Annotated in this window: 23 protein-coding genes and 2 other annotated features; of the genes, 6 read left to right on the forward strand and 17 right to left on the reverse strand. The window is 29.8% G+C overall.

Annotation, left to right across the window (positions count from 1 at the left end; all coding sequences use genetic code 11):
• Positions 1–140 (reverse strand): hypothetical protein (locus ACLR9T_RS05535; RefSeq protein WP_413108603.1); only part of this gene is annotated, 140 nt, incomplete at its 3' end.
• 123 nt (positions 141–263) lie between these two features.
• On the opposite strand from ACLR9T_RS05535, the gene ACLR9T_RS05540 reads away from it, so the two are divergent.
• Positions 264–1,520 (forward strand): hypothetical protein, encoded by a 1,257-nt coding sequence (locus ACLR9T_RS05540; protein ID WP_413108538.1) that lies wholly within the window; start codon positions 264–266, stop codon positions 1,518–1,520.
• A gap of 53 nt (positions 1,521–1,573) precedes the next feature.
• Here ACLR9T_RS05540 and ACLR9T_RS05545 read toward each other — a convergent pair whose 3' ends face one another.
• Entirely contained in the window at positions 1,574–2,026 is a 453-nt protein-coding gene (locus ACLR9T_RS05545) for a GNAT family N-acetyltransferase (RefSeq protein ID WP_413108539.1), read from the reverse strand.
• Between the two features lie 171 nt (positions 2,027–2,197).
• Positions 2,198–2,578: a metal-dependent transcriptional regulator gene (locus tag ACLR9T_RS05550; protein ID WP_413108604.1), complete on the reverse strand. Its 381-nt coding sequence runs from the start codon at positions 2,576–2,578 to the stop codon at positions 2,198–2,200.
• Between the two features lie 115 nt (positions 2,579–2,693).
• Here ACLR9T_RS05550 and ACLR9T_RS05555 point away from each other — a divergent pair, with 115 nt between their 5' ends.
• The 4 genes from ACLR9T_RS05555 (at position 2,694) to ACLR9T_RS05570 (ending at position 6,550) form a co-directional block, all read left to right on the forward strand.
• Positions 2,694–3,488, forward strand: coding sequence for a ZIP family metal transporter (locus ACLR9T_RS05555; protein ID WP_413108540.1), 795 nt, complete (start codon positions 2,694–2,696; stop codon positions 3,486–3,488).
• Between the two features lie 69 nt (positions 3,489–3,557).
• Positions 3,558–3,783 (forward strand) — a binding site (T-box leader).
• 46 nt (positions 3,784–3,829) lie between these two features.
• Complete coding sequence (locus ACLR9T_RS05560) at positions 3,830–4,822, forward strand: ABC transporter substrate binding protein (RefSeq protein ID WP_413108541.1); 993 nt, start codon at positions 3,830–3,832, stop codon at positions 4,820–4,822.
• Between the two features lie 11 nt (positions 4,823–4,833).
• Entirely contained in the window at positions 4,834–5,763 is a 930-nt protein-coding gene (locus ACLR9T_RS05565) for an ABC transporter permease (protein WP_413108542.1), read from the forward strand.
• Entirely contained in the window at positions 5,756–6,550 is a 795-nt protein-coding gene (locus ACLR9T_RS05570; protein ID WP_413108543.1) for an ABC transporter ATP-binding protein, read from the forward strand. The genes ACLR9T_RS05565 and ACLR9T_RS05570 overlap by 8 nt, the downstream gene beginning before the upstream one ends.
• Positions 6,551–6,565: 15 nt before the next feature.
• Here the strand turns inward: ACLR9T_RS05570 and ACLR9T_RS05575 are convergent, their stop codons facing one another.
• Positions 6,566–7,198, reverse strand: coding sequence for a YetF domain-containing protein (locus tag ACLR9T_RS05575; protein ID WP_413108544.1), 633 nt, complete (start codon positions 7,196–7,198; stop codon positions 6,566–6,568).
• Positions 7,199–7,247: 49 nt separating this feature from the next.
• On the opposite strand from ACLR9T_RS05575, the gene ACLR9T_RS05580 reads away from it, so the two are divergent.
• Entirely contained in the window at positions 7,248–7,604 is a 357-nt protein-coding gene (locus ACLR9T_RS05580; RefSeq protein WP_413108545.1) for a DUF3792 domain-containing protein, read from the forward strand.
• A 601-nt stretch (positions 7,605–8,205) separates the two neighbouring features.
• Here ACLR9T_RS05580 and greA read toward each other — a convergent pair.
• The 13 genes from greA to ACLR9T_RS05645 all read right to left on the reverse strand — a co-directional run bounded on the left by greA (position 8,206) and on the right by ACLR9T_RS05645 (position 21,861).
• The gene (gene greA / locus ACLR9T_RS05585; protein WP_413108546.1) at positions 8,206–8,691 is read right to left on the reverse strand and encodes a transcription elongation factor GreA; all 486 of its coding nucleotides are present in this window, start codon (positions 8,689–8,691) and stop codon (positions 8,206–8,208) included.
• A gap of 53 nt (positions 8,692–8,744) precedes the next feature.
• Entirely contained in the window at positions 8,745–9,368 is a 624-nt protein-coding gene (gene udk / locus ACLR9T_RS05590) for a uridine kinase (RefSeq protein ID WP_413108547.1), read from the reverse strand.
• Positions 9,368–10,609: a peptidase U32 family protein gene (locus tag ACLR9T_RS05595; protein ID WP_413108548.1), complete on the reverse strand. Its 1,242-nt coding sequence runs from the start codon at positions 10,607–10,609 to the stop codon at positions 9,368–9,370. Before ACLR9T_RS05595 ends, udk begins: the two co-directional genes overlap by 1 nt.
• Complete coding sequence (locus ACLR9T_RS05600) at positions 10,593–11,528, reverse strand: peptidase U32 family protein (RefSeq protein ID WP_413108549.1); 936 nt, start codon at positions 11,526–11,528, stop codon at positions 10,593–10,595. The genes ACLR9T_RS05595 and ACLR9T_RS05600 overlap by 17 nt, the downstream gene beginning before the upstream one ends.
• Complete coding sequence (locus ACLR9T_RS05605; protein ID WP_413108550.1) at positions 11,528–12,124, reverse strand: O-methyltransferase; 597 nt, start codon at positions 12,122–12,124, stop codon at positions 11,528–11,530. Before ACLR9T_RS05605 ends, ACLR9T_RS05600 begins: the two co-directional genes overlap by 1 nt.
• A gap of 1 nt (position 12,125) precedes the next feature.
• Positions 12,126–13,220, reverse strand: a complete 1,095-nt coding sequence (gene mltG / locus ACLR9T_RS05610) for an endolytic transglycosylase MltG (protein WP_413108551.1) — start codon at positions 13,218–13,220, stop codon at positions 12,126–12,128.
• Between the two features lie 187 nt (positions 13,221–13,407).
• The gene (locus ACLR9T_RS05615; RefSeq protein ID WP_413108552.1) at positions 13,408–13,776 is read right to left on the reverse strand and encodes a DUF1292 domain-containing protein; all 369 of its coding nucleotides are present in this window, start codon (positions 13,774–13,776) and stop codon (positions 13,408–13,410) included.
• Positions 13,777–13,788: 12 nt separating this feature from the next.
• Positions 13,789–14,208 carry a Holliday junction resolvase RuvX gene (ruvX, locus tag ACLR9T_RS05620; protein ID WP_413108553.1) on the reverse strand — a complete coding sequence of 140 codons (420 nt, stop codon included), beginning with the start codon at positions 14,206–14,208 and terminating at the stop codon, positions 13,789–13,791.
• A 1-nt stretch (position 14,209) separates the two neighbouring features.
• Entirely contained in the window at positions 14,210–14,461 is a 252-nt protein-coding gene (locus ACLR9T_RS05625; RefSeq protein WP_024720679.1) for an IreB family regulatory phosphoprotein, read from the reverse strand.
• Positions 14,462–14,521: 60 nt separating this feature from the next.
• Complete coding sequence (alaS, locus tag ACLR9T_RS05630) at positions 14,522–17,131, reverse strand: alanine--tRNA ligase (protein WP_413108554.1); 2,610 nt, start codon at positions 17,129–17,131, stop codon at positions 14,522–14,524.
• Positions 17,132–17,170: 39 nt separating this feature from the next.
• Positions 17,171–17,368, reverse strand: a binding site (T-box leader).
• A 179-nt stretch (positions 17,369–17,547) separates the two neighbouring features.
• Positions 17,548–19,743 carry an ATP-dependent RecD-like DNA helicase gene (locus ACLR9T_RS05635; RefSeq protein WP_413108555.1) on the reverse strand — a complete coding sequence of 732 codons (2,196 nt, stop codon included), beginning with the start codon at positions 19,741–19,743 and terminating at the stop codon, positions 17,548–17,550.
• Positions 19,743–20,876, reverse strand: coding sequence for a tRNA 2-thiouridine(34) synthase MnmA (gene mnmA, locus ACLR9T_RS05640; protein WP_413108556.1), 1,134 nt, complete (start codon positions 20,874–20,876; stop codon positions 19,743–19,745). The genes ACLR9T_RS05635 and mnmA overlap by 1 nt, the downstream gene beginning before the upstream one ends.
• Positions 20,877–20,940: 64 nt before the next feature.
• Positions 20,941–21,861, reverse strand: a complete 921-nt coding sequence (locus ACLR9T_RS05645; RefSeq protein ID WP_413108557.1) for an ROK family protein — start codon at positions 21,859–21,861, stop codon at positions 20,941–20,943.
• Between the last annotated feature and the right edge of the window lie 58 nt (positions 21,862–21,919).

Genomic DNA, 21,919 nt, shown 5'->3' on the forward strand with positions numbered 1-21,919 from the left:
TTCCCTGCTACAACAGTAGATAAAATAACTGTATCATTATATCTTACCAATACAGATCCATTAGCCTGTTTAGCTAATTCTCCAACTTCCACACTTAGATTTTTACCATAAAAATCCATACTAAACACTTGTTTACTCATTCTTTCACCTCATCTATTATCTTAGCCATTATAACATATAAATTTCTATTTCAAAACAATTTATTACTTAACTACTGCAAATCTATGGAAAAAAATGTTATAATACTAACCAGAGGTGATTTTATGAATGAAAATGAATTAAAAAGCTTAGAAGTATACAATGCTAAATTTAAAGAAGATCCTACTTCCTTCAATGATTTTCAGGCTAACGACTACATAAAATTATTGAAAAAAAGCGACAACAACGAAGAAGCAATCGAGGTTGGAAAGACATTTATGTCACAATGTCCAAACCTAAAAGGGTATTTAAATCAATATGGTTATGCCCTTTACAACAAATTCATCAATGTTGATGATGAAAAAATCAAAGAAAATGAAACACTTTTCTTTAGCGTACTTGAGGATATCTTAGCTGTCTGTAAACAAGAACGCTATTCACCAATGGAACCATCTGTAAATCGGGCAATTAAATATTTACAAAGAGAAAAATCTAGCGATTATGAAAAATTAATTGAAATGCTTGATCTATTAGATCCTAATTTATTAGATGATAAACCATTCACTAATTCTGAGGGTAAAGAATTTGAATCAAAAAAAGAACGGTATTATCGACTAAAAGTAAAAGCTTTATATGATGCTAAAAGGTATCAAGAATGTGTGCAGGTTGCAAACAATGCTTTATCCTTACCATTAAAATGGCATTTCAATACTTTGCAATGGATCAATTATCAAAGAGCTTGTTCATTAGTTGAATTAGAACAATTTGAAGAAGCAAAGAAAGTTTTCTTATCTTTACATAATCGTATCCGTAACATTAATTTCTATGAAGTTCTTTATAAAACAAATGCTAACATTGGTAATATTAAAGAAGCTAATGCCTACTTACTATATGAATTCTTTGAAAATGGTTACAGTTTTAATCATTTAGGAATTTATTTACGATTAAAAGAAGCTACAATGAAGACTAATGATCCTGAATTAATAGAAATTGTTGATGCTTTCTTAACTAAACTTTGCCAAGAAAACAATCAAGAATATACATCAGAAAAGGATTATGGTGATAAATATCTTGATTATGATTCAAGTGAATTATATGATATCATGTATGAAAAAATCATGAATAATTTAGGTAAGTATGTTGAAAGAGTTGAAGGAACTGTTGTTCATTACAACAATCAAAAAGCCTTAGGAACTATTTCTAAATATGATGAAGATGGTATCTTCTTTAGACAAGCTGATTATGTATATGACGAAGAAGTTCAACGTCATGACAAAGTTGAATATACTCCAATTGAAACATTTGATAACAAAAAAGGAATTGTTACAAACAAAGCTATTTTAATTATTACAACTGAAGAATACTTAGATTTTGGGTATTAAAAAGCGCTTTACGAATAAGCGCTTTTTTATTATTACCTTTAGCTAAAACCTCATCATTTAAACTCATATACCATAACTCTTTCACCCTTGGTATCATATTCACCATTAAAATAAAAACCAATTTTTTTATAAAGATGAATTGCAGCTTTATTAATATCATACACACTTAAATAGACTTTATTTTGCTTATATTCATCTTCTAAAATTCTCAACAACTTTATTACTGCCTTTTTTCCATAACCTTTACCTTGATAATCTTTATCTATTAATAGACGGTCTAACCAAACTTGCCCTCTCGATTGAATTTCTTGAAAAAAACCATACATAGCAAATCCAATTAATATTTGATCATCATATATACCAACAGTTTTCCAAATATTACTTTCATCAGCTTCGATTAAACATTCTTTTACTGTTTCAATATAATCTTTTTGATTAGGAAATAGTTTTAATTTCTCTATTTGCTTTCGATTTTCTGATGTAACTTTTTCAAAATGTAAAGTCATAAACTCCTCCTTATATTTAATATTATTATATAACGTTTAGCAGCTGTAACGTCAATAAATTTTCAAAACAAATAAGACACCTCTATTTGAAGTGCCGTTTAAATATTTTTTACTGCTCATTTTAAACCTAATAAAGTATTTACATCCAAAATAATCTTTCAACCTTATACATTAATCCAGTTTCTCTTTTGGGTAATTTTCCATAAATACCTGCATAGCCTTGATGCTCTCATCAGAAATAACATGTTCAATTAAACAAGCATCAGTATCAGCAATTTTTTCATCAATATTTAATACTTCAATAAATAATTGTTTAATTGTTTGATGCTTGCTACAAATAAACTCTGCAGTTTTTCTACCTTTATCTGTCAACTTAATATCAGCATATTTTTCATAGTCAACATAACCATTTTTAGCCAATACTACAACCGCATTATTTACACTTGGCTTCGAGACCCCAAGTTGTTTAGCTATATCACTAACACGTGCTTTTTTTCCATCAAGAGATAACTCATAAATTAACTCTAAATAATTTTGCATTGCAATCGTCATTTCTTCCACTATCTATCACCCCATTGCTTTAATAATAGCACATTATTATAAAAGCCTCAACATATATGCCCAGAAGCAATAATGATATTTGCATATTAATAAATGAGGTGAAATAATGGAATATTTACTATCATTAAGTCCATTTATAATTGTATTGATCGTAGCAACATTTAACTGGTTAATGACTTTTTTAGGGGCTTCATTAGTGCTATTTGTTAAAAGTGCAAGTAAAAAACTAGTATGTATTGCCCTAGGCAGTTCTGCTGGAATCATGGTGGCAGCTTCTTTTTTCTCTTTAATTCTTCCTGCAAAAGAACAGCTTGAAAATGCCGGAAAATTAAATTTATTAATTGTACCAATAGGTTTTATTTGTGGCGTGGGATTGTTAATGTTAATTGACAAACTACTCCCTCATGAACATATGATGTCTCATGTTCAAGAAGGAATTAATCCAAGCCATTATTCAAAAAATAAGTTACTAATGCTAGCAATGACATTGCATAATATCCCTGAAGGCTTAGCTGTTGGCGTGGCTTTTGCTGGATGTCAAAATGGTAACTATCTACCAGCATTGATCTTAGCTATTGGAATTGGAATCCAAAATTTTCCTGAAGGAACAGCTATTTCACTACCGATGCATCAATGTGGCAAAAGTCGTTTTAAAGCAATGATGTATGGTCAGTTTTCAGCAATTGTAGAAATTCCGGCAGCATTATTAGGATTTATTTTTGCTACACTAATAAATGGAATATTACCATTTGCATTATGTTTTGCTGCTGGTGCAATGATGTTTGTATGTATTGAAGAATTAATTCCTGAAGCTAATGCTACAGAAGGAATCGATATTGGAACGATTAGTTTTATGATTGGTTTTGTTATAATGATGTCATTGGATATTTTGCTTTCATAATATGTTTATTATTTTCGCTTATTGACAAATTAATTATGATAACGTATCATAAGAGTAACAATTTATTAAACAAAGACAATGAAGTGAAATAGTAAATATAACTTAGACATCAGAGACATTGTGGTTGGTGCGAACAATGCGTTAAGAAATATTGAATTCATCATGGAGTCGGATACTGATATGTAGGTAATCATCGGTCACTAACCGTTATCTAGTAAAGTTTTACACTTATTGAGATTATTAGCGTGAGTTAATAATGAATTTGGGGTGGTACCACGACTCTGTCGTCCTCTTTAGAGGACTTTTTTTGTTTAATAATTGAAAATATGGAGGGACGATTTATGAAAAAAATATTAGGTAGTTTATTAGCTTTAGCCATGTGTGCCAGTATTACTGGATGTGGTACCGGTGAAGGAGATAGTGGTGAGGCAAAAGATTTATCAGATGTTAAAGTTGGGGTTATTCAATTAATGCAGCATGATGCACTAGATGCTTCATACAAAGGGTTCAAAGATGAATTAGTTAAAGCTGGGGTAAAAGAAGAAAATATTGATTATAAAGTTGCCGGTGATACATCAAATTGTACTACGGTGGCTGATAAATTAGTAAATGATGGTAATGATTTGATCTATGCCATTGCTACACCTGCACTTCAAGCAACAGCTGCTGCTACCACTGAAATTCCTATCATTGGATGTGCAATAACTGATTACGAAAGTACAAAATTAGTAAAAAGTAATGATAAACCTGGTGGTAACGTCACTGGAGCAAGTGACTTAACTCCTGTAAAAGATCAATTTGATTTAATGGAGAAAATGTTACCAGACGCTAAAAAAGTAGCAATTATGTATTGTGGTAGTGAAGATAACTCAATTATTCAAGGAAATTTAGCAGAAGAAGCTGCAAAAGATAAAGGGTTAGAATATAAGGTTTATAAAGTTTCTGATTCAAATGAAATCCAAGCAGTAGCTAGTCAAATTGTTAGTGATAATAATGATGTTGTATATATTCCTACAGATAATTTACTTGCAACGTATATGAGCAGTGTTGAAGCTATTACTACACCAGCAAAAATTCCTTGTATCGTAGGGGAAGAAGGAATGGTAAAATCTGGTGGATTTGCAACTTATGGAATTAATTATGAAAATTTAGGTCATGAAGCTGGTAAACAGGCTCTTGCAATTTTAAAAGGTGAAAAAACTGCAGCCAATACACCAATCGTGACACTAGGGGTTAAAGATTGTACGTTAGCAATCAATTTAAAGGTAGCTGAAAAATGTGGCATTACAATTAATAAAGAAGACTATCCTGATGCTTCTTTTATTGAAGAATAGGAGTTTATAAAATGGGGTTATTTTATACTTACTTAGGAGCAGTTGACCTAGGTTTAATTTGGGGATTTTTAGCACTAGGTGTCTATATTACTTTTCGCTTATTAGACATTGCCGACTTAACTGTTGATGGCAGCTTTGCAACTGGGGGTGCAGTTTGTGCAGTCTGTGTCTTAAACAACATTCATCCCTTACTTGCAATCTTAGTTGCTATCCTAGCAGGATTTTTAGCTGGAGCGATTACTGGTATTTTACATACAAAATGCAAAATACCAGCAATTCTAGCAGGTATCTTAACACAGATTGGTCTGTATTCAATTAATTTAAGAATCATGGGTAGTCGTGCTAATTTACCTTTAACTACAGCAAACACATTATTTTCAGACTTGTCTGTAGCCTTAAATATTAACAAATATTATATTACACTGATCGTTGCTTTGATCTTTGTAATTATCTTTATCGCTTTACTTTACTGGTTTTTTGGAACCGAGACAGGATCTTCACTTAGAGCCACTGGTAACAATGAACAAATGGCTAGATCTTTAGGAATCAATACTAATACAATGAAATTAATAGGATTAATGATCAGCAATGGATTAGTTGGTCTATCAGGGGGATTATATGCATTGTATGGTCAAGCAACTGATGTCCGGGTTGGAACAGGTGCTATTGTTATTGCTCTAGCTTCAATTGTTATTGGTGAGGTTATTATTTCTGGTAAAAAGAGTGGTTTTGCTTTAAGATTAGTATCAATTGTAATTGGTTCTATTATCTATCGTATTATTGTTGCTCTTGTACTACAAATGGGATTAAATACCGATGATTTAAAGTTATTAACAGCAATTCTGGTAGGTATTGCTTTAACAATTCCAATTATGCTTTCAAAACGAAAACAAGTTGCCACATATAAAAAATTAACAAAGGAGATTGATGAAAATGCTTAAATTGCAAAAAGTAAGTAAAACATTTAATCTTGGAACTGTTAATGAAAAAAAAGTTCTACATGAAATTGATTTAGAATTAGAAGATGGTGACTTTGTTACAATCATTGGTGGAAATGGTGCTGGAAAATCTACATTATTAAATATGATTTCAGGTTTATATCCTCTTGACTGTGGAATTATTACTCTTGATGGTGAAAACATTTCTTTACAACCCGAACATCAAAGAGCTAAAAAAATTGGTCGTTTATTCCAAGATCCTATGTTAGGAACTGCTGGCGATATGCAAATATTAGAAAATCTTGCTCTTGCAAATCGTAGAGGTAAACGTCGCGGTTTATCATGGGGTGTTACTAAAGAAGAAAAAGAACAGTATCGTGAACTTGTCAAATCATTGAATCTTGGTTTAGAAGATCGTTTAACAACCAAAATGGGCTTACTATCTGGAGGTCAAAGACAGGCAATTACATTATTAATGGCAACTCTACAAAAACCTAAATTATTACTATTAGATGAGCATACAGCAGCCTTAGACCCTGCTACCTCAGCAAAAGTTTTAAAATTAACTAATGAAATTGTAACTAAACAACATTTAACTGCTATGATGGTTACGCATAATATGCGTGATGCTATCGATGTTGGTAATCGCTTGATCATGATGTATAATGGACATATTATTTATGATGTAAGAGGCGAAGAGAAAAAGAAACTAACGGTTGAAGATCTACTTCGTAAATTTGAAGAAGCCAGTGGTGAAGAATTTGCTAATGATAGAATGTTACTTGGATAGAACTGTTTAACAGTTCTATTTTTTTATTACTAGTAATTTATCTTTCTCTAAAATACAATAAAAAACATCTTCAATATGATTGATATGTTGTTTTTTTAATTCTTTCTTCAACCAATTAAGATCTCGATTTAATAATTTTAAGTTATCTTCATCAACAATTCCATCACAAATCAAAGCATCAGGAAGTTCTACTACACATTCATCTTTAGAAATTATTGATAGCGAGCCATTAGTCTCTAATAAAGCAAATTCTACTTTAGAAATACTATCAATATCATTGACTCTTAAATGATGTGATAAATCATCAACAGTATAACGTTGTTTCTTCATTTTTTCCTGATCTAACTTTCCTTTAAAAATAATATATGTAGGTCTTCCTTCAAATATATCACGCAGCTTCTTTGATTTCATTGTTATCATCGAAACCAGACGATCTACCACAATTAAAGTTACTGTTGCAACAACACCATGAAAAAAAGTAAAATCTTTATTACCAACTGTATCGGTCATAATTTCAGCAATAATTAAAAATACAACAAAATCAAATACATTTAATTGACTAAACTCTTTTTTACCAAAAATTCTTAATAAAACACTTAAATAAATATATATACAAAGACTTATTAAAAACACTTCGAAGATATTCATATTTCACCAATCCTTAAATATAATGTTAGTAAGATAAAAAGGAGGAAATATGAAATCATATTTAAAAATATACTTAAAATTTGCATTATTTATCCTAATCACCTTTACTATAACTAGTCTTATCTTAGCCTCTATTATTAGTTTTATTCATTTATCTAATTTTATTTATCATACTATAGTAAACCTCTTTGCTGGTATTATTATGATTATTTGGGGATTTATGATTGTTAAAACTTTTTCTAAAAATGCTATTTTGCATAGTTTATTATGTGGATTAATTTTTGCACTTATTGCTTTAATGATCAATATTAATGATATTAATATCATTAATATTATTTCTCGACCATTTATTTTAATCATGACAGTAATTATTCTATCTTTATATAAAAAGAAAATAGCAGTTTAAATCCAAAAATTTATATTATAATTTATTTTTTAAAACAACCTCGATTATAAGAAGGGTATTTACTCTATAGTTATAATAATATTTAAATACCATTATTATGACTTTAACTCAAATCAATGATATATATCTAAATAAAAAAGCATCAGATTCTGATGTCTTTTAATTTCTCGATTAGATAAACAATATCTCCTCAGTAAATTTATTAATCTTTTTTAACTAAGTAAAATTAAGATTCATAATCATTATAAGTATATAGTAAAATTTATTTTGTATAGCTATAAGAGAATGACTTTAAAATAACTAAGTATATTACTATTATCACTGAAAACATTTTATTAATCCATAATAAGATATAATAATACTACTGCTTTTCTAACATTTGCTACTAAAACACTTATATTATTGCATGAATTATCAATTCTGATGAATAAATTATTTTATTTACGAGCTAATAATCAAAATAAATATAAGTTAATCTTTGGTCACTAATTCACACAAATATTTATTTTTTACTATAGAAATGTATTGTAATTATCACACTTTATTCACATCAAATTCACACTCATCAAAAAAGAACTAGTTATAATAACTAATTCTTTTTTTAGCTTTTAAATTCAATATTAACAATTCTTACATCATAAGGTTCTGCAACCCCTACTGTAACAATTTCATTTACACCATGTCCTAAAACTGCTTTAGCAAGTGGTGATTCATTTGAAATCTTACCGTTTAAAGGATCAGTTTCAGTAAATCCTACGATTTGATAGCTTTCAGGTTCTGCATCCTTTTCTGATAAATCTAAAATAGTAACTGTAGTTCCAGGTTTAACTACTTTTAAATCCATTTGATCTTCAGAAATAACTTCTGCATTTTGAAGCATATAATCAATTTCTTTAATTCTTGATTCTAAGTGAGCTTGTTTTTCTCTTGCTGCATCATAGTCAGCATTTTCTGATAAGTCACCTTGAGAACGTGCTAATTGTAATTCTTCAATAACTTTCGGTCTTTCGACATTAATCAAGTTATCTCTTTCTTGTTCTAATTTTTCTAACCCACTTTGAGTTAACAATACTTTTTCTTGTTCCATTATCTCACCTCGTAATCACTAATATAGCATATATCTAGCTAAATATCTAGTCCCTAATCCTCAACGATCGAACAAATTTTAGTTATCAATAAATCAATTGCAACTATATTACTTCCACCTTCAGGAATAATAATATGAGCATATTTTTTAGATGGCTCTACAAACTGCTCATGCATTGGTCTTACTGTCGTTAAATACTGATTACAAATAGAATCTAAACTTCGTCCTCTTTCTTCCATATCACGTCGTAATCGTCGAATAAAACGTATATCAGCATCAGTATCAACATAAACCAAAATATCACAACGCTCTCTTATTTGCGGCTCATTCAATACAAATAAACCTTCTAAAATAAAAACATCACGTGGATAAATAGTTTCAATCTCTTTAGCACGATTATGAACTTCAAAATTATAGATTGGCTTATTAATCTCTTGACCAGTTTTTAAACAATCTAGATGATTAACCAATAGCTCCATATCAAAAGCAAAAGGATGATCATAATTAGTTAAAACTCTCTTTTCCATTGTTAAATGTGACTGGTCCTTATAATAATCATCTAATTTAATAATTTTAATCGTATGCTTTCCTTTAAAATATTCATACATTTTAAAAGCAACCTCCGTTTTACCAGAAGCACTTCCTCCAGCAATCCCAATAATAACGGGTTTATCCATCAAATTACTTTCCTTCCCATATCATCCTTTTCTAATTCAACCTCTACAGGAATTTTCAATATTTCCATAGGATGATTAGCAACAACGACTTCCTCATTATCCTCATTAATTATTTTTGTTACAGGAATAATAATATTTTCATGTCGAGGACTAAAAAATTCAATTTTATCACCAACTTTAAAATAATTGCGTTGTTCAATAATCGCTAATTTATTGATCTTATCATAACTAATTACTCGAGCACAAAACTCCTGTGTAGGATGTTCATCACGTTGATTAAATAGTTGCTTAGAGTTATCTGCCTGATTATCATAAAAGCCGGTACATAAAGCACGATTTGCCGCTTTTAAAAGCTCTTGATAATAATTTTGACTAAAAACAAAATTATCAGGATCCTTACAATAATCATCTATCAACTTTCGATAAGTAGAGACTACTGTAGCAACATAATGCAATGATTTCATTCGCCCTTCTATTTTAAAAGAATCTACACCCAATTCAATTAATTCTGGTAAGTGATTAATTAATGACATATCTTTACTTGACATACTAAAAGGAATTTTACCTTCATTAATCTTTTGACTACCATCAAAAATATCATAATACCAGCGACAAGATTGTGAACAACCACCACGATTTGCATCACGATGAGAAAAATAGTTTGATAACATACAACGCCCTGAATAATGAATACACATAGCTCCATGAATAAAATATTCAATATCAATATTTGTCTTATCTAAAATAGTTTTTAAATCTTCATAACAAACCTCACGACCTAAAACAACCCGATCCATTCCCAGATCCTGATAAAACTTAATTGCCTTCGTATTTAAAGTAGAAAGCTGAGTTGAAACATGAACCTCTAAATTCAAATCCAAATCCTTAGCTATTTTCATAATATAAGGATCAGCAACAATAATAGCCTTAACACCAGCTTTATCTAAAGCTTTTAAATACTCTTCTATTCCCTGCAAATTATCTTGATGCAAAATAATATTACATGTCACATGAATCGTTGCATTATATTGTTTTGCAAAATCAACAGCTTCTTTAATATCTTCAAGAGTAAAGTTTGATGCTCCAGATCTAAGAGAAAATTCCTTTCCTCCAACAAATACAGCATCAGCACCATATCTAATTGCAACTTTAAGTTTTTCAAGATTACCAGCTGGTGCTAATAATTCCGGTTTTTTTATGATTACTCTTTTACCATCAATAATCTTACTTATGTTTCTCATTTTCTTCTCGCTTTCTTACATCATCAATCTTATATACAGTAGCATCAAACATAAAACTATGATGATAATCCACGTCAGGTTCTACTTGATGAAGTTGCGGTAATAATTCTTTTCGTTCTTTACCATATGTTCCAATACTAATACTTTTTAGTCCATCTTGATATAAATTTACTATTTCTACTAATTTCAAATCATCAACAAATAAAGATTCAATATATAAATAATCAAAGTCAATAAAGCTACTTAAAATATCCAGTCCACAAATCTGTTTTTGACTTAATATATGACATCCAAACTGATCTTCATATATATGACATCCATAATTCACACCATTAGCTTGAATAATTATATTATCATTTACAGAAACTGATTTCTTTAAATTTGTTTCCATAAAATAATTTGATAATAATTTTCTCTTTGAGTATGCCATATATTCAACTCCATGAATTTGTGTCATAGTCTTTATAGATGTATTTTGAGCAATCATAATTTTTTCATCTAATGGTATCTCACGTGCTAAAAAAGCACTTTTAATTCCTAATGTAGCTAAATAATTTAATGTAGCTTGATTAGTGTTTAAAGTATCAGGACTATAAATTAATTCAAAATCATAGTTATTTTCTTTACATATTTCTAATACACCAAAATCTTGAAATAATATTCCATCTATCTTTAGTCTATATAATTTATCTAAATGTTTAGTCAATTCATCTAAATTATGTTCTTCAATTAAAGCATTAACTAATACCCATATCTTATTATTCTTTAATCTATCTTTTAAATCACTTAATTCCTCATAATCAAGTGATAATGCTTGTCGACAAGAAAAATATTTTGTTCCAACAACAAAATATTTAATCCCAATATCAATAAAATCATTAACAAATTTTACACTATTTAAATGTACTACTAATTCCATTATGTCACCCTTTTTCTTATTACACATATTCCATCACCAACTGAATGGTATGTAACTTCGTATTGTTCATTATCAAAAATCCAATCTTTAAAGCGTTTGATTTTTTTTACTAACTGCTTAGTATTACGATTTTTAATATTATCTATATCAAAAATCATTCCATGGAAATCAAGATTATCAACAATACAAATACCATCATTAGAAATTAACGGCATATATTTCTCAAAAAACTTTTGATACTGCGCTTTAGCAGCATCAATAAAAAGACAATCATAGTTATTCAAAACAAGATTACTTACCTCAAACTGTAAAGCATCATCATGATGAATAATAATTTGACCCTTTAAATTATTATCTACTATATTCTTTAAAGCTTCTAAATACCTTTCATTATTTAATTCAATTGTTTCTACTTTGAAATTTTCAATATTGCTTACCAGCATCATCGCAGAATAGCCAATTGCACTACCAATCTCTAAACAGCAATGACAGTTATTTTCTTTAAAAACACTGATCATAAACTCTAATCCATCACGTTGCATGACAGGAATATTACGATTAATTGCACTCAATTCTAATTCTTTATAGTACTTCATTTTAATACCATTTATTTTCCTTTACTACTTTTTGATGTTCATCATATGTTTTTGAATAAATCACGGTTCCATCTTTCAATGCAAAAAAGAATAGATCATCAGTTGGCTGATAATTTAAACATGATTCCATAATCTCAGTTGAAACCATACTTATAGGTCCTACAGGCAGTCCCTCATACTTATATGTATTATATTTAGAATCAACTTCTAAATGATTATATGTGACTGCTACAGTTTTAATTTGATTAGCATAATTAACAGTTACATCACTTTGTAAACGCATTGGCTTTTCTAAACGATGCATAAAAACACCTGCAATTTTAGACTGATCTTCTTTTTTTCCAGATGATTCACATTGTACAACTGAAGCTAATGATAAAAATTGGTGAACAGTTATATTATTACCATTTATCTTAAATTCTGCAATTTTCTCTTTAATTGCAGTTAAGTTTTTATCCATTTGATCTAACATTAATTTAGTAACATCTTCAATCGTAGTCTTTTTTGAAGTAATTACATATGTTTCTGGTCCAAAATATCCTTCTAAAGGAAACATAATTTCACTACCTAAAATACTTTGATCCAAAAACCAATATTGATCAACCAAGCTTTGTAAATATTCCTTATTAGTCCATTTCTCTAATACAACCTTGGTTTTTGCTGCCAATATCTGTTCCTCATCCAATCCATTAGTATCAACTTCAATGTTTAGTGCCTTAGCTACCTGTTTAGCACATTCTGGAATTGTATTACCATCAAGAATAGTAATTTTAGCAGCAGATATATATTTTTTATCACCCTCAAGAATTTTAAAGATTGTCTCAAGATCCATATTTTTATCTAATACATAAACATTTGCTATAAATTTATGTTGATTTAATTTTGCATAAATACTAGCTACCATCTTATTTTTAATTAATCCTGCTGCATCTAATTGATCTATTACTGTGCTAGTTGACCCTGAAATTTCAACTACTACTTGTTCACTTTTTGAAGACACTGCTTTTTGACCATTAAAATAAAAAAATAGAATACTAAAAACAATGACCAAAACAGCAGCAGTTATCCCAATAATAATTTTCTGCTTATTTTTCATAATTTCCTCCGTTTTTTACATTATAAGATATTTTTCATCCTTATTCAACTTATCTGTAAATATAACAAAAATTGACAATTATATTATTAGTATAACCAATTTTTATGCATCCAAAAAAGAGATATAAATATCTCTAATAAATTGTATTAAATTCCTTTATCAAAAAAAGCTAAAATAATTTAGCTTTTTAATTATCATTTTTATTTTTACAACACTCATGGTTGTCATGACCATGACCCCCACAGCATTCATGATCTTCTTCTTCATGGCAACATCCACCATCACCATGATTTCCACAACATTCATGTTCTTCTTCATCTTCTGCCATAAAACTTTGGAAAACTTCTTCTACCATTTCCCATTCTTCAGGTGTTTCAATTGGATATAATCTTCCTTCATCATCAAAAATCGATGCAAAAACACTAGGCTCCTCAATTGTTGAATCATAATATAAAACATATTGTTTATTTAATTCATCATTATTAAAAGTAAACAACACCTCAAATTCTTTTTCATTTCCTTGATCATCAATTACTTGAATTTTATTTGCTTCCATTAAATTTCCTTTCTATTGAGCATCCAAATATCCTTGTAATATCGCTACTGCTGCCATTTTATCAATTACTTGTTTTCGTTTTTTTCGTGAAACATCAGCAAAAATCAAGCGATCCTGCGCTACTTTTGTAGTTAAACGTTCATCAATTAAAATGACATTTAACCCCTCTACTCTTTTTTCTAACATTTCTTTAAACATGATTGAGACTTCTGCTCTTTTACCTAAATCACCATTCATATGCTTGGGTAATCCTAAAACAACAGTTCTAACCTGATTTTCATCAATTACATTTTTAATGTAATCCGCTGCCTTATCATAAGCATCTTCTTTAAATCGATATGTTTCAATACCATGAGCAAGCATCCCCAAAGCATCACTCATAGCAATTCCACATGTTCTTGAGCCCAAATCTAATCCTAATATTCGTTCCATTTTATTTCTCCAAATATGACTTGACTAATTCTTCAATAATTTCATCACGTTCAATTTGTTGAATTATATTTCTAGCATTTTTATGACTAGAAATATACGCAGGGTCATTAGAGATTAAATAACCTGCAATTTGATGTACTGCATTATATCCTCTTTCATTCAAAGCATCTATTACAGTTTGGAGATTACTACGAATCATCTCCCGACGCATATCTTCGGAACTAAATACTTTTGTCTTTGTTAAATCATGCATATTATTCGACCTCCTTTAAGGCATCGCCTATAGAATTATTTTACACCAATTACTAATAAATTAAAAGAAATTTTTAAGTTCATCATGAATACTTGCAATTTTTTCATTTATTGGACAGCCACCTTGAGCAAAATCAGGTTTTCCACCACCACGACCATCAACAACTAAATTGATTTTTTTAACAAGATCTCCAGCTTTAAAACCATTTGCAACATAATCTTTAGTTACACCAACAAAATATGAACATTTATCCTCAAAACGAGAAACTAAGATTACAATTCCAGAATTCATTTTATCCCTAAAGTCAAATGTTAATTGTTTAGCTTTAGCACTTTCCAAACTTTCTTCAACATACAAAACTTTAACACCATTGATATTTTCAATATCATTAACCTTATTAGCTGCATTTAATGCATTTAATTTAGCAGTTAAAGCTTCAACCTCTTTTTTTACTGCTGATAACTCATCATTTAAAGCATTTACCTTTGCAGTAACTTCTTTACGATTTTTTAACTTTAATGTTTTACTGATCATATCTACAGTTTCTTTTTCCTGAACTAAAGCATTATAAGCACATTTACCAGTAACTGCTTCAATTCTCCGAACTCCACTACCAACACTTTCTTCAGTTTCTATTTTAAATAATCCGATATTAGCACTATTAGTTACATGACAGCCCCCGCACAATTCTTTTGAATAATCACCAACTGAAACCACTCTAACACTATCACCATATTTTTCATCAAATAAAGCCATTGCTCCACTAGTTAGCGCTTCATCTTTTGTCATATTAGCAATCTCTACATTAATTCCTTTAAAGATTACATTATTTACTTTTTCCTCAACTGCTTTTAACTGTTCATTAGAAATTTTTTCAAAATGAGTAAAATCAAATCTTAATCGTTGTTCATCAACATAAGAACCAGCTTGGTTAATATGATTTCCAACAACTTCCTTTAAAGCCGCTTGTAATAAATGAGTAGCTGTGTGATTAGCAATAATTTTATTTCGTTTTTCTTTATCAATATCTAATGTCAAAACATCACCAATATTGATAGTCCCTTTTTCAATCTTAACAAAATGTAAATGCTGCTGATTAGGCGCTTTTAATACATTTATAACATCCGCTTTACAATTTTCATTATAAATTATCCCAGTATCAGCACACTGTCCTCCCATCTCAGCATAAAAAGTTGTAACATCAAAAACAACTTCACCATAATCATCTAGGACATCTGTTTTGATACCATCCTTAAATAAACCTATTACAATCCCATTAATATTAGCTGGATCATATTCAAAAGCTGATGGTAAATCAAATGACATTAAATCTGGTTTTTGACTAGCCATTGACTCATTATCCGCTCTAGCTCCACGAGAACGCATTTGTTGTATTTTCAACTCTTCTTTAAAACCTTCTTCATCTACTTTTAAATTTGATTCTTCAGCTATTTCTAATGTTAATTCAAATGGAAAACCATAAGTATCATATAACTTAAAAGCATCTTCACCACTAATAACACCATCAGTATTCTTTTTAATCAAACTATTTAACAGTTTTTCTCCATTAGATAAAGTTTTATGAAAAGCTTCTTCCTCTTTTTTCACTAAATCACTTATGTAATCAACTTTCTCTGGTAAATAATCATAAAATTCTTTCATAATATCACTAACAACAGCTACCAAATCATACATAAATGCTTTTTCAATTCCAATTTGTTTTCCATAACGAACAGCTCTTCTTAAGATTCTTCTAAGTACATAGCCACGTCCAGCATTATCAAATAAAGCTCCATCTGCTAAAGCAAATGTAACAGTACGAATATGATCTGCAATAACTCGATAAGCCATTTTATTTTCGTTATAACTTACATTCGCTAGTTTTTCTGCAGCATGGATAATCGGTAAAAAGAAATCAGTATCAAAATTTGTTTCACCATTTTGAATAATACTTGTAAGTCTTTCTAAGCCCATTCCAGTATCAATATTTTTTTGTGGTAATTCTTTATAATCTTCTCTAGCTATGCCTTCTTGTGAATTATATTGTGAAAATACTAAATTCCAAATTTCAATATAACGATCATTTTCCAGTTCTTCATAAAATAATTTTAATCCTAAACCATCAGGATCATATTTTTCACCACGATCATAGAAAATTTCTGAATCTGGTCCACATGGTCCTTCTCCAATCTCCCAAAAATTCCCAGGTGTTTTTAACATATGACTAGGTTCCACACCAATTACATCAACCCAATAATTATATGCTTCATCATCATGATCATGAACTGTAATATAAAGTTTATCTTTTTCAAAAGCAAACCACTCTTCACCTGTTAATAATTCCCATGCAAAGTCAATAGCATCTCTTTTAAAATAATCACCAATTGAAAAATTTCCTAACATCTCAAAGAAAGTATGATGACGTGCAGTTTTACCAACATTTTCAATATCATTAGTTCGAATTGATTTTTGAGCGTTGACAATCCGAGGATTGTCAGGTTTTATAGTTCCATCAAAATATTTTTTTAATGCTGCTACTCCAGCATTGATCCAAAGTAAAGTCGGGTCATCATTAGGAATTAATGAATGACTTGGCTCTACTTTATGTCCTTTACTTTCAAAAAAATCTAAAAACATTTTTCTTACTTGATTTCCTGTTAATTGTTTCATTTTTTATCTCCTTTATCCAATATAAAAAGTCGTCCTATTGCTAGGAACGACTTTAATCGCGGTACCATCCTAGTTCATGAATAATTCATGCCCCTTATTTAGCTAGTAACGCAGCTTACACGGTAATATTTAATTACTCTCCAAAGTAGCTTTCCTATAAACATGATTAGTATTTTCACCTGCCATACTATCTCTATAAAACATCTTTATAGTACTCTTCTTTTTCAACGATTTATCAAATTATAAACTATTGAAAACTATTTTTCAAGTCTCATCTTTACATCTTTGCTTTTAAATTATCCATCATATCTTCAACACATTCGCATTCACTAAATAAAATCATTAGTGAAGCAACGGTTAAGCCAATCAGTAATTTATTTCTTGCCAACATAATCTCACCTCAGTATAGTTTGTCATTATTCCATAAAATCATACACATTTAATTCTTCATCAGATTCAAATCGTATTTTCAAAGTTGTTTTACGTCGGCCATCCTGATAATTCTTTAAACCATGCATAAAAGCTTTAGAATTACCCAAAATAAAAAGAGATTGTTTTGCACGAGTTATAGCTGTATATAATAGATTTCTTCTTAACATTACATAATAATCTGACAATACCGCCATAATTACAATTTTAAATTCATTTCCTTGTGATTTATGAATTGACATGCAATAAGCATGTGTAATAGTATTAAAATTTTGTGAAGTATATTCAACAATATTCCCATCAAAATCAACAATTAAAGTATCTTGCAAATATTCAAAATTATCTTTACGACAAATTTCTATCAAAGTACCAATATCACCATTAAAAACATCATCATCAGGACGATTTTTTAATTGCAAAATTTTATCACCAACCCGATATTCAATCCGTCCTATTTTATAACTCTCTGTAAAATCACTCCTAGGATTAAAAACATCTTGCAAAGCATCATTTAAAGCATCAATACCAGCTACCCCCTGATACATAGGCACTAATACTTGGATATCATTTACATCATACCCTTCACTTATCGCCTTTTTAACAATTGTTTTAACATTTTTAACGACATCATAGTTTAAACAGGTAAAGAAGTTTATATCCCGATATTGATTAAATATTTCCATATCTTCGATTTGTCCATCAATAATATGATGAGCTAATTGAATAATTCCAGAATCTTTAGCCTGCCTAAAAATCTCATCTAATTCTATCATTTTTACGCTAGACTCCATTAGATCCTGTAAAACATTACCTGGTGCAACCGATGGCAGCTGATGATAATCGCCAATAAATAAGATTTTATTAATTTTTCTTCCTGCATCAAATAACTTACTTAAAAGCAAACAATCGACCATTGAAAACTCATCAATTATTAAAACATCTATATCTAAAGGATTTGTACTATTCATTGCAAATGTATTACTATGTAGATCCCATTTTAATAAGCGATGTATTGTACAAGCAGGAATCCCTGTTAACTCAGTTAATCGTTTGGCAGCTCTTCCAGTAGGAGCAACTAAGCCAATTCGATCCTCTGGATATAAAGTTGAATAAATTTTTAATAATGCTTGAACAATTGTTGTTTTCCCTGTTCCTGGTCCTCCAGTTAAAATCATTACTGAAGATTTTAAAAAATAATTAAGGGCTTCTTTTTGTTTTTCAGCATAAATAATCCCCTGTTTTTTTTCATAATTACTTAATAAAAATTCAACTTTATCTTCATCGAAAATTTCTTCGGGACGATTAATCCGAACTTTTAAATATTCTGCAATATTTTTTTCAGCTTTATACATTTCATGATAATAATATCGTTCATCTTCTTTTACAACTAAACCTTCATCTATCAATTCTTCTAAATAATCATAAAAAACCGATTCATCAAGATTATAAATAATTTTACTAAACATATTTATTATCTCATCAATTAAACAATATGTACTACCAGTATTAAAACCATATTGCTTGATACTATAAACTATCCCTGCTTTGATACGATTAGGATTATCTAATGAACCACCAGTTTTTAAAGCTAATTCATCAGCTGTTTTAAACCCGATTCCATCAATATCCTCAACTAATTGATAGGGATTATGTTGTAATATATCTAGTGTTTTTTCCTGATAATAAGCTTGAATCAATCCTAGATTTTTTAAACTTATTCCATGTCCCATAAAAAACTGCATTACTTCTTGATCATAATCACCACTAGTCAAAGTATCATAGATTGTATCACGGCGTTTCTCGGTCATTCCAATAACCACATCTAAACTATGTTTATCTGCTTTGATTTTAGATAGACATTCTTCCCCTAAACTATCAACTATCTGTTGAGCTAATTTTTTACCAATTCCTTTAAATAATGGACTAGATAAATATTTAACTATTTCATCACTTTCTTTAGCTAAAACAATTCGATATTCATTTAGTTTAAACTGTTTACCATACTTAGGGTGAACTTCATATTCTCCAATAAATAAATACTTATCATAATCATTAAAATTATTCATATATCCATTCATTGTTATAAGCTTATCTTCTTGTTCAACCTCTATTAAAGCTACAATATAATTAGAAGATTCGTTATAAAAACGAATCTTCCTAATATAACCAGTATACTCAATCATTATAAATAATCAATCGGTTTACCATCTTTATAAACGGTTTCGATTGTTCCTCCTCCCAAACAGATATCACCATCATAAAAAACAGCTGCCTGACCTGGAGTTACTGCTTTAACGGGTTTGTCAAAAGTTAAATATACAGTGTTTTCATCAACAAATTCTAACTGAATTGGATTATCTTTTTGACGGTATCTAAATTTAGCATTACATGAAATTTTATCTATTGGTTTATTGGTAGCAATCCAATTGACATCACTAATTAAAGCACCAGATGAATACAACCAGTCCTTTTGATCACCCTGACAAATATATAAAATATTTTTATCATAATCTTTACCCACAACAAACCATGCCGCTCCAGGACCACCAATCCCTAGACCTTTTCTTTGACCAATCGTGTAATACATTATCCCAGAATGTTCACCAATTATATCCCCAGTTTCTATATCTACCATTTTCCCAGGTAAAGCAGGAATATAATTTTGGAGAAATTCTTTAAAATCGCGTTCCCCAATAAAACAGATTCCCGTACTATCTTTTTTATCAGCAACTGGAAGGTTTAATTCATGTGCTAATCGCCGAACTTCTTTTTTATCAATTTCACCTAAAGGAAATAAAGAATTTTGCAACTGCTGTTGATTTAATTGACATAAAAAATAGGTCTGATCTTTATTATTATCAATCCCTTTAAGCATGAGCGAATCTTCGCCTTCATGATGAACTACTCGAGCATAATGTCCAGTAGCTATATAATCAGCCTTTAAGGTTTTAGCAAAATCTAAAAATGCTTTGAATTTAATATGTTTATTACATAAAATATCTGGATTAGGAGTTCTCCCTTTTCGATATTCATCTAAAAAATACGTAAAAACATGATCCCAATATTCTTTGATAAAATCTACTCTCTTTATTTCAATCCCCAAACACTTCGCTACTGCCTTAGCATCATTAAAATCTTGTTCTTGAGGACAGATATCATTATCATTAGTTGGATTACCTAAAATATCATTATTAAGCTGACTATCCCAATTACGCATAAAAACACCAATTACTTCATAGCCCTGTTCTTTTAACAAATAAGCAGCAACTGCCGAATCAACACCACCACTTAATCCTAATACTACTCTTTTTGACATTCTTGTCACCTCACTTGCATATAATAACATTTCTATAAAAAAAAGAAAAGGAAATTAATCCTTTCTAACCAAGTCTTGACATTGGTAACATCGCAGCTCCAATAGCTCCACAATCTTCAAGTTTAGTTGCTAATAAGGGAATATATCCTCGCATCCCAACATGAATTTTTGAATTAAACTGTTCAACTAATTTATCATAGAAATATTCTCTAGATTTCATTACTCCTCCACCTATTATAAAACAATGAGGATCCACTGTATGCGCAATATTAGCAAATAAAGTAGCCAGCTGTGATACACATTCTTCAACAATACTTTGTGCCTTTAAATTACCCTCACTAGCTAATTTAAAAACATCCCCCGCATGATTCACCTTATCTTCACCTAATAACTCTTTACCTTTTCTAGTGATTGCCGTACCACTAGTTTCTCCTTCAGCAGCCCCAGGATTTAATGCTCCAAATTTATAGCCATTATTTTTAACAATAATATTTCCTATTTCACCGGCATGTCCTCGTCCACCAGATATCAACTTACCATCAACAATAAAAGCTCCACCAATTCCTGTAGAAACAGTCACATAATAACAAGTAGGATAATCTTTCCCTGCCCCTAATAAAGCTTCCGCTAATCCAGCTACATTAGCATCATTATCAATAAATACAGGTAAATTAAAATGGTCTGATAATTTATCACAGATTGGATAATTTTCAAAACCAGGTAAATTAGTAGCCATGATCATTGTTCCTTTTACTGTATCCACAGGTCCTGGTACACCAATTCCAATTCCACTAACTCCCTTTAACCCACCACAAGCAAACATATCTAAGCTTTCAATTTGTTTGATAATTTTAGCACACACATAATCAGGTCCATTTTCTCTTTCTGTATTATCCTTTACCTCACTATATGTTATCCCATTTTCATCCACCAGTAAGGTACGAACATTTGTTCCACCTAAATCAATTCCAATATAATATTTCATTTTATTCCTCCTGCACATATATAGATAATTATACAATAAAGATAAGTCTAATAAAAGA

The sequence above is a fragment of the Thomasclavelia sp. genome (assembly GCF_047249845.1).
In the GTDB taxonomy this organism is placed as follows: Bacteria; Bacillota_I; Bacilli_A; order Erysipelotrichales; family Coprobacillaceae; genus Thomasclavelia.